12 protein-coding genes are annotated in these 13,542 nt (G+C 56.5%); 5 read left to right on the top strand and 7 right to left on the bottom strand.

Features of this window, described 5'->3' with window-relative positions; translation table 11 throughout:
* Window positions 1–29: 29 nt before the first annotated feature.
* On the top strand, window positions 30–1,724 hold the full coding sequence (locus EKN38_RS15915) for a methyl-accepting chemotaxis protein (RefSeq protein ID WP_014831858.1): 1,695 nt from the start codon (window positions 30–32) through the stop codon (window positions 1,722–1,724).
* Window positions 1,725–1,773: 49 nt separating this feature from the next.
* Here EKN38_RS15915 and EKN38_RS15910 read toward each other — a convergent pair whose 3' ends face one another.
* The 4 genes from EKN38_RS15910 to EKN38_RS15895 all read right to left on the bottom strand — a co-directional run bounded on the left by EKN38_RS15910 (window position 1,774) and on the right by EKN38_RS15895 (window position 6,853).
* A complete protein-coding gene (locus tag EKN38_RS15910; protein ID WP_014831859.1) occupies window positions 1,774–4,158 on the bottom strand; it encodes a glucose/quinate/shikimate family membrane-bound PQQ-dependent dehydrogenase in 2,385 nt (794 codons plus the stop codon).
* 266 nt (window positions 4,159–4,424) lie between these two features.
* Window positions 4,425–5,348 carry a LysR substrate-binding domain-containing protein gene (locus tag EKN38_RS15905; RefSeq protein ID WP_014831860.1) on the bottom strand — a complete coding sequence of 308 codons (924 nt, stop codon included), beginning with the start codon at window positions 5,346–5,348 and terminating at the stop codon, window positions 4,425–4,427.
* Between the two features lie 164 nt (window positions 5,349–5,512).
* Window positions 5,513–6,397, bottom strand: a complete 885-nt coding sequence (locus tag EKN38_RS15900) for an SDR family oxidoreductase (RefSeq protein ID WP_014831861.1) — start codon at window positions 6,395–6,397, stop codon at window positions 5,513–5,515.
* A 66-nt stretch (window positions 6,398–6,463) separates the two neighbouring features.
* Complete coding sequence (locus EKN38_RS15895) at window positions 6,464–6,853, bottom strand: YdeI family stress tolerance OB fold protein (RefSeq protein WP_014831862.1); 390 nt, start codon at window positions 6,851–6,853, stop codon at window positions 6,464–6,466.
* Between the two features lie 138 nt (window positions 6,854–6,991).
* Between EKN38_RS15895 and EKN38_RS15890 the strand changes: the two genes are divergently transcribed.
* Genes EKN38_RS15890 through EKN38_RS15875 form a run of 4 tightly spaced genes read left to right on the top strand, consistent with a single transcriptional unit; the run spans window position 6,992 to window position 9,473 of the window.
* Window positions 6,992–7,495, top strand: a complete 504-nt coding sequence (locus EKN38_RS15890) for a hypothetical protein (RefSeq protein WP_014831863.1) — start codon at window positions 6,992–6,994, stop codon at window positions 7,493–7,495.
* 9 nt (window positions 7,496–7,504) lie between these two features.
* Window positions 7,505–7,951 carry a DUF421 domain-containing protein gene (locus tag EKN38_RS15885; RefSeq protein WP_014831864.1) on the top strand — a complete coding sequence of 149 codons (447 nt, stop codon included), beginning with the start codon at window positions 7,505–7,507 and terminating at the stop codon, window positions 7,949–7,951.
* Between the two features lie 11 nt (window positions 7,952–7,962).
* A complete protein-coding gene (locus EKN38_RS15880; protein WP_014831865.1) occupies window positions 7,963–8,469 on the top strand; it encodes a 2-oxo-tetronate isomerase in 507 nt (168 codons plus the stop codon).
* Between the two features lie 17 nt (window positions 8,470–8,486).
* On the top strand, window positions 8,487–9,473 hold the full coding sequence (locus EKN38_RS15875; RefSeq protein WP_014831866.1) for an SDR family oxidoreductase: 987 nt from the start codon (window positions 8,487–8,489) through the stop codon (window positions 9,471–9,473).
* On the opposite strand, the gene EKN38_RS15870 is transcribed toward EKN38_RS15875, so the two are convergent.
* The 3 genes from EKN38_RS15870 to EKN38_RS15860 are packed head-to-tail and all read right to left on the bottom strand — an operon-like array spanning window position 9,474 to window position 13,521.
* Window positions 9,474–11,099: an alpha-amylase family protein gene (locus EKN38_RS15870; protein WP_014831867.1), complete on the bottom strand. Its 1,626-nt coding sequence runs from the start codon at window positions 11,097–11,099 to the stop codon at window positions 9,474–9,476. It lies immediately after the preceding gene.
* A gap of 8 nt (window positions 11,100–11,107) precedes the next feature.
* Entirely contained in the window at window positions 11,108–12,118 is a 1,011-nt protein-coding gene (gene cydB / locus EKN38_RS15865) for a cytochrome d ubiquinol oxidase subunit II (protein WP_014831868.1), read from the bottom strand.
* On the bottom strand, window positions 12,118–13,521 hold the full coding sequence (locus tag EKN38_RS15860) for a cytochrome ubiquinol oxidase subunit I (RefSeq protein ID WP_014831869.1): 1,404 nt from the start codon (window positions 13,519–13,521) through the stop codon (window positions 12,118–12,120). Before EKN38_RS15860 ends, cydB begins: the two co-directional genes overlap by 1 nt.
* Window positions 13,522–13,542: the final 21 nt, after the last annotated feature.

Raw genomic sequence — 13,542 nt, 5'->3', positions numbered from 1 at the left:
GCATCTTACCTACAAGAGAGTCGACGGTCATGGACAACACTACTTCGATGCCAGCGCAGCGCAAGCTGGGCTTCTTGCATCACATCAGGCTGGTTCCGCTGTTTTCCTCCATTCTCGGTGGCATTATTCTGCTATTTGCCTTGAGCGCAGGTCTGGCGGGTTATTTCCTTTTACAGGCCGACACCGATCAGCAGGATGTCACGTCTGAAATTCAGGTGCGTATGGGGCTATCAAACAGCTCTAATCATTTGCGCACCGCGCGTATCAATATGATCCACGCCGGGGCGGCGAGCCGTATCGCGGAAATGGATGCAATGAAGCAAAACATCGCGGAGGCGGAAAAACGGATCAAGCAGTCTCAGGAAGGGTTTAACGCCTACATCAATCGCCCGGTTCGTACGCCTGAGGATGAAGCGCTGGATGCCGATCTGAAAACACGCTATGACGCCTATATCGCAGGCCTGCAGCCGATGCTTAAGTTTGCTAAAAACGGCATGTTTGAAGCCATCATTAACCATGAAAACGAAAGCGCCCGCCCGCTGGATGACGCCTACAACGCCGTGCTGCTGAAGGCGATAAAGATCCGCACCGAGCGCGCGAACGCCCTGACGGTTAAGGCACACAGCCGCACACAGCTGGGCCTGATGTTTATGGTGGGCGCGTTTGCCCTGGCGCTGGTGCTGACGGCCATGACCTTTGTCGTGCTGCGTCGCACGGTGATCACCCCGCTGCAGCGCGCCGCGAAACGCATTGAAAATATCGCCAAAGGCGACCTGACCATGCCGGACGATGTGGCCGGACGCAGCGAAATTGGCCGCCTGACGCGCGACCTGCAAACCATGCAGCACTCGCTGGAGAATACCGTCGGTACCGTGCGTCAGGGGGCGGAAGAGATCTATCGTGGCACCAGCGAAATCTCCGCAGGCAACACCGATCTCTCTTCCCGTACCGAGCAGCAGGCCGCGGCCATTGAGCAGACGGCGGCCAGCATGGAGCAGCTCACCGCAACCGTGAAACAGAACGCCGATAACGCGCACCATGCCAGCAAGCTGGCGGAAGATGCTTCCGGTAAAGCCAGCCGGGGTGGCCAGATGGTCTCCGGGGTGGTTAAAACCATGGGCAATATCTCCACCAGTTCGAAGAAGATTTCCGAAATTACCGCCGTGATTAACAGTATCGCCTTCCAGACCAATATTCTGGCGCTCAACGCGGCGGTAGAAGCGGCGCGTGCGGGTGAGCAAGGGCGCGGGTTTGCCGTGGTGGCAAGCGAAGTTCGCACTCTGGCAAGCCGCAGTGCGAATGCCGCCAAAGAGATCGAAAGTCTGATCAACGAATCCGTTTCGCTGATTGACCAGGGCTCGGGTGAAGTTGTTGCCGCCGGTAACACCATGAATGAAATCGTCGAAGCGGTTAAACGCGTGACGGACATTATGCTGGAGATCGCCGCCGCGTCTGATGAACAGAGCCGCGGCATTGTACAGGTGAGCCAGGCGATTTCTGAGATGGATAAAGTAACCCAGCAGAACGCCTCGCTGGTGGAAGAGGCTTCCGCCGCGGCGGCGTCGCTGGAAGAACAGGGTGCACGTCTGACCGAGGCGGTGGGCGCATTTCGCCTGAGCGGCAAGACTCAGGGGCGTACTGAACCGCAGAGCTCTGCGGCAGTTAAACCTGCTGCACTACGTCCGGCGGTTGTGAATAACGGGGATAACTGGGAGACGTTCTGAGTCGCCACCGGGCATATAAAAGGGACCTTTCGGTCCCTTTTTTCATCCCTTACTTTTTATCGGGTAACGCATACGCGATAACGTAATCACCGCGATCCGGTGACTGGCGGGCGCCGCCAGCGTTAATGACGATGTACTGTTTACCGGTTTTCGGTGAAACGTAGGTCATTGGCCCGGACTGGCTGCCGACCGGCAGACGGTCTTTCCAGATCTCTTTTCCGGTGGCGGTATCGAACGCGCGCAGGTAGAAATCCTGAGTGCCGGCAAAGAACAGCAGGCCAGACTGAGTGGAGAGCGACGCGCCAAGAGTCGGCATCCCGATCGGGATCGGCATGTGCATGCGGATGCCCAGCGGGCCGGTATCTTCCACGGTGCCCACCGGAACCTGCCACACCAGCTTGCCGGATTTCAGGTCAACCGCGGACATCGTGCCAAACGGCGGTTTCTGGCACGGAATACCCAGCGGTGACAGGAAACGCTCGCGCATGGCGCCGAATGGCGTGCCGTCCATAGGCACAATACCCATCTCAATCCCGCTGGCGTCTTTCGCCACGCTGGCGCGCGGTACCATGTAGTTGGCCAGACCCAGACGCATATCGTTGACGAACATCAGGCCGTTGTTCGGATCGACCGAGACGCTGCCCCAGTTCATCCCGCCCAGTGAGCCAGGGAACTGCAGGGAGCGATCGAGACCCGGCGGGGTAAAGACCCCCTGATGGCGCATCTCTTTAAACTGGATGCGGCACAGCAGCAGGTCGACAGGCGTCGCGCCCCACATATCGGATTCGGTCAGGGTCTGGTTGCCAATCATCGGCATCCCAACGGAATACGGCTGCGTCGGGGAGTAGCGTTCGCCCTGCACGTTACCCACCGGGACCGGGCGTTCTTCCACTTTCGCCACCGGTTTGCCGGTTTCGCGGTTGAGCATAAAGATCATGCCCTGTTTACTGGTCTGCACCAGTACCGGCGTGGTTCCGCCTTTACCGTCTGGCAGATCGTACAGCAGCGGCTGGGAAGGCAGATCGAAATCCCACAGATCGTGGTGGGTGGTCTGGAAATGCCAGCGGACCTGGCCGGTGGTGGCGTCAACGGCCACGATGGAAGAACTGTATTTATCATCCAGCGCGGTACGTTCCCCGGCCCAGAAATCTGGCGTGGCGTTACCGGTTGGCAGATAGATCAGATTCAGTTTTGCGTCATACGACATCGCAGACCAGACGTTCGGCGTACCGCGCGTGTAGGTCTGGCCTTCCGGCGGCAGGCCAGTCAGGTTCGGATTACCCGGATCCCACGCCCAGGCCAGTTTACCGGTATGAACGTCATACGCGCGCACCACGCCCGGCGGTTCGCCGGTGGAGTAGTTATCCGCCACGCGTCCGCCGACCACCACCACATTTCCTGCCACCAGCGGCGTGGAGGTTTGCTGATAGTAGCCTGGTTTGATTTCACCCATGCCCACGCTCAGATCCACGGTGCCTTTGTCACCAAAGTCCTCGCAGGCTTTACCGTTATCCGCATTAATGGCAATCAGGCGCGCATCGGTGGTGGGCAGGAACAGACGACGCGGGCAGGCGGAAGGCTGTGTATTTGCCTGTGACGTTGTCACGTTTGCGTGATCGTCAAAATAGCCCAGACCGCGGCAGCGCTGCCAGTTCGGGGCCGTGGCTTTGGCGTCATAACGCCATTTCTCTTTACCGGAGTCCACGTCGAGCGCCAGCACTTTACTGTATGGCGTACAGACGTAGAGCGTGTCACCGATCTGCAGCGGCGTGTTCTGGTCTTCCGCACCGGAGCCGTTGCTCTGCGGGATATCCCCGGTATGGGCGACCCAGGCGACTTTCAGCTCGTTGACGTTCTGCTTGTTAATCTGATCAAGGGCCGCAAAACGATCCCCGTGAGTGGTGTTACCCCAGTGTTCCCAGTTCTTCTGCTGTTCCCCAGCCGCGACCGGTTTCACCGGCACCGGCTCATTCGCTGCCACCAGGGTTTGAGGTTTGAACATCCAGCCGAGGCTAACCAGCATTGCCACGGCGAGCAGCGCCGCCACGCCAAAGGCAGGGCCTTTTTTCACCGGCGTCTCACGGTTTGCCGCACGCAGGTACGGCCAGACGAGGGCACACAGGAACGCCAGAACCGCAAAGGTAAAGAGGCGTGAGAAGAGCGGCCAGAAATCCCAGCCGGCATCGCTTACCGCCCAGAACAGCGACGCGACAAACGCGATGCCATATAGCACGATCCCGCTGCTGCGGTTGATGAAAATCAGGATCGCGGCAATCACCATCACCACGCCCATGATCAGGAAGTATCCACTTCCGCCTACGGTGACGAGTTTAAAACCCAACCCGCCAACGGCCAGACCGATAATCGCCATCAGTCCGGCAAGGAGCCACTGCAGGATACGGGGTATCCCACGTGGCGCGTTGCCAAATGCCATCTCTATCTCCTTTAGATCCCCCGCTGCACGGCACAACGGTGTGCTGAATGTGTACCAGGTGGGTAATAAATGCAGCGGGGATAATGATTAATACGATTGAATTCGGGTCAAACAAATGATTTACGAACCATTTGGTGAATTCGCCGCTATGATAAAACTGTTAAATTGTTTTACGCAATTGTTAATGAATGATTTCGCATTAATTGATTAGAACGCAGGAATGACCCTCGCCCCGGGGGGAGAGGGTTAGGGCAAGGGGAAAGGAATCAGGCAGGCATCGACTTACGTATCGCGCTCAGCAGCGTCTGTGCACCTGAGGAGAGCGGCGTATCAACGCGGGTTAGAATGCCAATAGGTTCACCGGCACCGGGCGAGGTCACCGGCAGTGCGGTGAGCGTGCCCTGGCGTAAATCATCTTTCACCGCGCCGGAAGGCACGAACCAGACGTAGTCATAATCCACGGTGAGCTGGCGTGAAAGGGAAGCTGACAGGGTTTCAATACAGCCCGTCGGCAGCGTACAGCCCTGCATCTGCAGTAAGGTTTCGGCATTTTGCCGTGGAACCGTACCTTTTGGTGACACCACCACCGGCCACTCCATCACCCGGCTTAAGGTGACCGTATCCTGTAAAAGAGGATGGTTAGGGCGTACCACCAGCTTCAGGGATTCCAGGAACAAGAGTTCGTAATTCAGACCCACCATCAGTTCAGGATCCGACATTCGTCCGATACCCAGATCCAGCTCGCCGGATTTCAGTCCCGCAAGCAGCATGGTGTTATTCATGGTGGCGACCTGCAGGGTCGTATGCTTTTGCTGTTTGTGAAACTGACCAATCACCGGCGGCAGAATGCCCAGCGCCGCCGTAGGCAGGGCACCCACGCGCACAATCTCGTGCGTCTGCTCCTCTTTACGGTTCAGCGCCTGTCCGGCGGTATTGAGGGCATCAAGCACTTTCACCGCGTGCGTCAGGAACTGCTCGCCGACGAGGGTGAGTTGTGCCCCCAGGCGACCGCGATCGAACAGACGGGCGCCGGTCAGTTGTTCCAGCTCGTTAAGCGTTTTTGAGAGAGCAGGCTGGCTCAGGTTAAGGGTTTCAGCCGCACGCCCCAGCGTTCCCTGTTGAGCGACGGCCACAAATGTATGCAAATGGCGCAAGCGTATGCGCTGACTGAACAGACCATTTTTTTCCATAGGCGATGTTAAAAACAGAGCGATGCGGGTGACAAGCTAAGTTGTTTAATTTTGATAACTTGATAGCAAAATATTTTTAACATTTGATCTGTTTGAGTTACAACATGTTTTTGGCGGGGGCTGAACGTCCTTGTTCATTTATTGCACATTCGGGCAGGGAAACGTTAAATCACACCATCACCGCCGTCGGAACACCATACCTGGCCGGTCGTAAAGGAACACTCATCAGACGCCAGCGTGACGTATAAAGGTGCAATCTCCACCGGCTGGCCCGGACGGCCCAGCGGTGTGTCACCACCAAACTGCTTCACTTTCTCCATCGGCTGGCCACCGCTGGATTGCAGCACCGTCCAGTATGGCCCGGGTGCCACGGCATTAACGCGGATGCCCTTCGGCCCAAGCTGCTTGGCAAGGGATTTGGTAAACACTGCCAGGCAGGCTTTGGTCTGGGCATAGTCCAGCAGGACAGGACTCGGTTTTACCGCCTGCACGGAGGAGGTGTTAATAATTGCCGCAGGGGCTTTCAGATGGCGAAGCGCCGCTTTGGTGATCCAGAACGGGGCATACACGTTGGTTTTAAACGTGGCGTCGAAATCTTCGGTGGTGAGCTCTTCCAGCGATTCCCGGTACTGCTGACGACCGGCGTTATTCACCAGTATGTCCAGTCCGCCGAGTTTGGCCACGGCCTCTTCCACCAGGTTCTGGCAGAAGGTTTCGTCCCGGACATCCCCCGGCAGCGCGACGGCGTTACGTCCTTCGGCCTTGATCAGGTCGATGACTTCGGCGGCGTCTTTCTCTTCTTCAGGCAGATAGTTAATGGCCACATCCGCGCCTTCGCGGGCATAGGCAATCGCCACTGCGCGGCCAATACCGGAGTCACCGCCGGTGATCAGCGCTTTTTTTCCCGCCAGTCGACCGTGTCCTTTGTAACTCTTTTCCCCGTGATCGGGAACGGGTTGCATCTCAGAGGCCAGCCCCGGCGGCGTCTGCGGCTGTTCCGGGAAAGGGGGCTGCGGGTAAGCGTTCGTACGTTGTGTAATATCACTCATAGCTGACTCCTTACAGGTCAAGGGGTGAGATTTGATGGATAATTGCAGCGTTAACGCTTCGCTGAGTTATTTTTGCAGACGATCGACACGCACAACGGGAGGTGAGGATTTTTTATCCAGCGAACCGTTAATGCTGATCATCTGGTCAGGTTTGACCGTTCTGTCGTCAAAGACGGCTTGCGGAATAATAACGTCGATTTTTCCGGTTTTATCCTGAAATACATACTTATCGCCGCTGCCGTCAATAAGGTTGCCGCGTAATGAAATGGTTGCACCATCGTGCATTTGTTTAGCCTGGTCGATGGTCATAATGCGGGCATCATCCGTGCCGCGATAACCGCTGTCCAGCGCATGCGGAGGTGGGGGCGCTTCGCCTTTTTGTAACCCACCGTTATTATCAGCCCAGGCGGTTGGCACCAGAAATATCAAAAAAGCGGAAATAAGTGATAATTTCATCTGATATCCTTCATTTTAGGTGTCTTGACTTATTAAGTATTGTTGCTATTCCTTTATGTGGCAAATGTGATAAGTCTTAAAAACATTCGCCATACAAAACAGAACGTTTGGTAAATAAGCGAAACGGTGATAGCTGCCATGAATGATAAAAATGAAAAGTTACCCGGGATAAATGAGAGTTATCGCTTGCTGAGGTTTGAATATGCATTTCGGCAGGTGGGATTTATTGTGTTGCTGAGTATTATCATCGCGGCGATTGCCGGTCTGTTTTCAAGCGGGATGGTGAGTGATACGGAGAAAGCAAATTCAGCGAAATCGCTCAACCTCAACTATGAGCGCTTCGGACGGCGGCAAACCGAATCACGACTGGAACTTACCTTTCCGGTAACGACTGAGGGCAAATACACGGTCAGTCTGACCAGCGAGTCCGGCGACGCTTACGAGCCTGGCAGCATCTGGCCACAGCCAGACAGCATGTATAGCCGCGAGAACACCCTCTACTTCGTCTATAATCACCTTGAAATTTCAGAACATTTTTCGGTCTGGTTATTCATAACCCCCTCAAAAGCCGGCAAATGGAACAACGTCATCCGCGTAAACACCCTGCCGGAAATTCATTTCTGGCAATTTATTTACCCCTAGGAGGCTGCCATGGATATGGTCTTTCGGGCGTTGGCGATTTACCTGTTTCTGGTCGTGGTCTTTAAAGTAGCCGGGCGGCGTGCGCTGCTGCAGATGACCAGTTTTGACCTTATTCTTCTCTTAATTATCAGTGAAGCGACCCAACAGGCGCTGCTGGGGGAGGATTTTTCGGTCACGGGCGCGATGATAACGATCACCACACTGGTGGTGGTGGATATTATCTTCGGATTGATGAAAAAGTATTTTTCTCCGGTAGAGAATATTCTCGATGGCACCCCCGTTATTCTGGTGGAGAACGGTGTGCCGTTAGCGGATAAACTCAAGAAAGTCGATGTCTCATGCGATGATATTCTGGTATCGGCCCGACAGAATAATGGCATTACAGAACTCAGTGAAATTAAATATGCCATTCTGGAGCGTAATGGACATATCTCAATTATTCCTTATGAAAATTAAGAGGCACCTCTATGAGCAATCTTTACCACGACAACAATATTACCGTGGCGGAGTTGACGAAAAAGCTGGCGAGTAAATTAATCGATTCCGGGCTTCGCTTAACCACCGCCGAGTCCTGCACCGGTGGCAAGCTTTCGGTGGCACTCTGCGCGGAAGAAAACACCGCCGATTTTTATGACGTGGGGCTGGTCGTCTTCAGCGATAGCGCGAAGGAAAGGATCCTGGGCGTGAGCCCGGATACCCTCGCACGGTTTACCGCCGTAAGTGAACAGACCGTGACCGAGATGGCCGCCAGTATCCGCGACCTTGCCGAGGCCGATATCAGTATCGCCATCAGCGGGTATGCCGGACCAGAAGGGGGGGATGACGGCACGGCGGCGGGAACCGTGTGCTTTGCCTGGAATATCAACGGACGGACGGAAACGAGCAGGGTGCTCTTTTCCGGCGACTGCGAGGATGTGGTGGAAAAAGCGGTGCATTACTCGCTGGCTGAATTAGTAACGAAATTGTCGGGCTAAACTATCGCGGAGGTTTTATGGCTGTGATTGTCATTACTGGCGGGACGGCGGGTGTGGGAAAAGCCACGGCGCTGCACTTTGCAAAAGCAGGCTACGATGTGGGGCTTATCGCCCGGGATGAAGCCAGCCTGCACTCTACCCAGGAAGAGCTACGCCGTTTTGGCGTCAATGCGCTTGCCGTGCAGGCAGATGTGGCCGACAGCCAGGCGGTGGTGGATGCCGCCAACGAGATTGAATATCGCCTTGGGGCGATTGATGTGTGGGTCAATAATGCCATGGGGGCGGTACTGGCACCGTTTCGGACCCTCACGCCGGATGAATTTCGCCGCGTCACAGAGGTGACCTACCTCGGCTACGTGAACGGTACCCGTGCCGCCCTGGAGCTCATGGTGCCGCGCGATCGGGGCATTATTATTCAGGTTGGCTCCGCGCTGGCCTACCGTTCCATTCCATTGCAATCGGCCTACTGCGGTGCCAAAGCGGCGATCCGGGGATTTACCGATGCGGTGCGTACCGAGCTGATGCATGAGAACAGCCGGGTGCAGCTTTCCATGGTACAGATGCCGGGGCTCAATACGCCGCAGTTCGAATGGGCGCGGAATAAGTTTGCCTGGGCGATGCGCCCGGTGCCGCCAGTCTTTGAGCCAGAAGTCGCCGCCCGCGCGATTTATAACGTGGCGCAAAAACCCGTGCGCGAGTTGTGGGTGGGCAGCAGTACCATTCAGTCGATTGTGGGTCAGTTCCTCTTTCCCGGTTTCCTCGACCGTCTGATGGTGAAAAAAGCCTGGGAAGGGCAGATGACTGACACGCTGAACGCGGAAGACCGGCGGGATTATCTCGACCAGCCGGTCAACGACCTGCATAAAATCCACGGCCACTTCTCCAGTGAGGCGAAGGGGCGCGCCACGTCTGTGACCTCCGGTCTGCCAGGGAAAGTGCTGTTAGGCTCCCTGGCCGTTGCCGGGATCGTGGTAACGCGCCTGATGCGTAGCCGGAAAAAGTAGTCAGCGCAGCGCGCTACGGTTTGTCCAGAACCAGCGATAGCCGTAGCCGCCTATATTCAGCTTAACGGTTTTGCCGCAGACCAGCGCATCCTCGTAGCGTTTGTCTGCCAGACAGGCGGTCCAGGTGGCGTGGCGGATCCCTCTGGCGGTGAAGGTCACCGGTTTATCGCTAAAATTAACGAAGGTCAGAATACTGCGATCCTCAGCCTCGTAGTAAATCCCCAGCACCGCATCATCATCGATGGCGATAAGATGAAACGGCGCCACGGCAATCTCCGGGAATTCAGACCGCGTGTTGGCGATATCGATAATCCGGTGCAGCAGCGAGTTGCGGTGCAATAGCGAATCCGCCACGTTAATTTTCTGATAACGATAGGGCCCGTGGTCAATGATGGGCGCGATAAAGCTCTGCGGGTCTGCGTCAGAGAAGCCACCGCCCTGCGAGGGCGCCCACTGCATGGGCGTGCGCACGGCATAACGCTCCTCCAGGTCCAGATCATCACCCATGCCGATCTCGTCCCCGTAGCGCATAACAGGCACCCCGGGCAGGGAGAACAGCACGGCGTGGCACAGGGCCAGCCGCTTCTGGTCGCCGTTCAGCATCGGCGCCAGGCGACGGCGGATCCCACGCTGATACACGTTCATCTCTTCATCCGGGGCGAAGGTGTCGAGGACGAATTGTTTATCCTTTTTACCGATCCCCTCCAGATCCAGTTCGTCGTGGTTACGCAGCCAGTTGGCAAAGCAGCAGGAATCCGGCGGGACGATCATTTTCTTCACCGCGTTGCGCAGCGGGCGAGCGCTTTTCCTGGCCAGGCTGACGTAGAAATATTTGTTGAGCCAGAAATTGAGGACCAGATTCAGGCGGTCGTTGTTGCCGAAGTAGTCTTTGTAGGCCTCCACCTCAACATCCACTTCACCGAGCAGGATCGCCTGCGGGTTATGCTGCGTAATCAGGCGACGCAGATGTTCGAGGATCCACAGCCCCTTTTTCTCATCACCGTCTCCGGCCTGGGTGGTAAGATGCGACGCCGCGTCCAGGCGAAACCCCGAAACGCCGAGCTTAAGCCAGAAAATAATGATGTTCTCAATCTCTTTGATCACCGCAGGTGAGGTGAGGTTGAGGTCCGGCTCATGACGATAAAACATGTGCCGGTAGTATTGGCCCGCCTCGTCATCCCAGGTCCAGATGCTCTTTTCCACCCCGGGGAACATCGGGGGCGTATCGTCATCGTCATTATCTGACCACAGATAATAGTCGCGAAAGGGGGATTTCGGGTTGCGCCGGGCCTCCTGAAACCAGGGGTGCGCGTCCGACGTATGCTGGATCAACAGCTCGATAATGACCTGCATCCCCAGCTCACGTGCCTGTTCGATAAAGGCGATGATATCGGCCAGATTTCCGAAGCGGGGATCGACCTGCAGATGATCGCTGACATCATACCCCTCGTCCAGAAAGGGGGTGAGGTAAAACGGGGTGATCCAGATAACCGTCGCCCCCATGCGGCGGATATAACGCAGCTTGGCCATGATCCCGGCGATGTCTCCGCAGCCATCGCCGTTGAGATCATAAAACAGTGCGGTATCAATCTGATAAATAATGGCTCGTGTATGCCAGCCTGCCATCCTGCACCTCAGTGGTAACCTTCTGTATCAGAAACTTTTCCCCGGAAGACGTAGTAGCTCCAGGCGGTGTACACCAGAATCACCGGAATAATCAGTAACGTCCCCACCAGCATAAAGAGCTGGCTGGCGGGCGGGGCCGCGGCATCCCACAGGCTAATGCGCGGCGGAATTATGTTCGGCCACAGGCTGATGCCCAGTCCGCTAAAACCGAGGAAAATGAGCCCAAGCGTCAACAGAAACGGACGCGCGTGGCTGGCCGGGTTGCGGGTCAGTCGCCAGATCCACAGGCTAAAGACGCCTACCAGCAGGGGCACCGGCAGGAACCAGAAGAAATTAGGCAGGGTAAACCAGCGCTCGGCCACGTACTGCCAGCCAAGCGGTGTCCAGATGCTCACCACCGCGATGACCACAATCAGCGCCAGCAGCACGTGGCGTGTCAGCTCGCGCATGCGGTTCTGCAACGCACCTTCACTTTTCATGATCAGCCACGTGGTGCCAAGCAACGTGTAGGCCACCACAAGACCAACGCCGCAGAACAGGTTAAACGGTGTCAGCCAGTCGAGGGCGGATCCCACAAAACGCCGTCCTTCCACATTAAAGCCGTTAATCACTGCGCCGACGACAACACCCTGGCTGAAGGTGGCGAGTAACGAGCCCCCGGCGAAGGCGTAGTCCCAGAATTTGCGGTGGGAGGGCGTGGCTTTAAAGCGGAACTCAAAGGCGACGCCGCGAAAGATAAGACCGATCAGCATAGCGGTAAGGGGAATGGTCAGCGCATCAATGATCACCGCATAGGCCAGCGGAAAGGCGCCAAACAGTCCTGCGCCGCCCAGTACCAGCCAGGTTTCGTTGCCGTCCCAGACGGGGGCCACGCTGTTAACCATTACGTCACGCTCTCTGGCATCGCCCACGAAGTTAAACAGCAGACCGATCCCCAAATCAAAACCATCCATGATGATGTACATCAGGGTGGCAAAGACGATGATGGCAAACCAGATAACAGAGATATCGACGCCCATCAGTTTCTCTCCTGTTCCGGAACAGACTCAGCGGCAGACAGCGGACGGGCAGGGGTGCCCGAGGTGTTGGAGGTGAGCGTCTCGACTGGCTGCGGTCCTTTTTTAATCAGACGCACAAGGTATACGTAGCCCACGCCAAACACCGAGCAATAGACCACGATGAAGGCCAGCAGGCTGATGCTCATCTGCAGCGTACTGTGCAGGGAGACCGCGTCAATGGTGCGCAGATAGCCGTACACCACCCACGGCTGGCGACCCACTTCGGTGGTCACCCAGCCAGCAAGCAGTGCCAGCAGACCGGCAGGTCCCATACAGAGTGCAAACCAGTGGAACGGCCGGGAGTGATACAGCCGGTGGCGGTAGCGTAGCCACAGGCTCAGCACACCGAGGGCAATCATCAGCAGGCCCATGCCGACCATGATACGGAACGACCAGAAGACGATGGTGGAGTTCGGGCGGTCTTCTTTCGGGAAATCTTTCAGCGCCGGAACCTGTTTATCCAGGCTGTGGGTCAGAATCAGGCTGCCGAGGGCAGGAATTTCAAGGCCGTATTTGGTGCGCTCCTCCTCCATATCCGGCAAGCCAAACAGCAGCAGCGGGGTGGCTTCGCCAGGCGGGTTCTCCCAGTGCCCCTCGATGGCGGCGATTTTGGCTGGCTGATGTTCAAGCGTGTTCAGGCCATGCATATCCCCGACCACGGCCTGAACAGGGGCGACCAGCAGGGCCATCCACATGGCCATCGAAAACATTTTGCGAATGGCGGGGGTGTCGTTACCGCGCAGCAGATGCCAGGCACCTGACGCGCCCACAAACAGCGCGCTGCACAGGAACGCGGCAATTGACATGTGGATCAGCCGGTAAGGGAAAGAGGGGTTAAAGATCACCGCCAGCCAGTCTTCGGGGATCACCTGACCGTTCTGAATCGTGAAGCCTTGTGGGGTGTGCATCCAGCTGTTGGAGGCGAGGATCCAGAAGGTGGACATCAACGTCCCTAACGCCACCATGCAGGTTGCAAAGAAGTGCAGTCCCGGCCCCACCTTGTTCCAGCCGAACAGCATCACGCCGAGGAAGCCGGCCTCAAGGAAGAAGGCGGTTAACACCTCATAGGTCAGTAAAGGCCCGGTAATGCTGCCTGCAAACTGAGAAAATCCGCTCCAGTTGGTGCCAAACTGATAAGCCATAACCAGCCCGGACACGACGCCCATACCGAAGTTGACGGCAAAAATTTTCAGCCAGAAGTGGTACAGCGAACGCCAGACGTCATTTTTGGTGCGCAGCCACATGCCCTCAAGCACCACCAGATAGCTGGCAAGCCCGATGGTGATCGCCGGGAAGAGGATATGAAACGAGACGGTAAAAGCGAACTGAATTCTCGCCAGATGAAACGCATCGAGTTCGAACATGGTCCGTACCTCTGGAACGTT

Source organism: Enterobacter sp. WCHEn045836 (assembly GCF_003965585.1).
Classification (GTDB): Bacteria; Pseudomonadota; Gammaproteobacteria; order Enterobacterales; family Enterobacteriaceae; genus Enterobacter; species Enterobacter dissolvens.
Note: the sequence above shows the minus strand (reverse complement) of the source record. Positions and strands in the feature narration are given on the sequence as shown.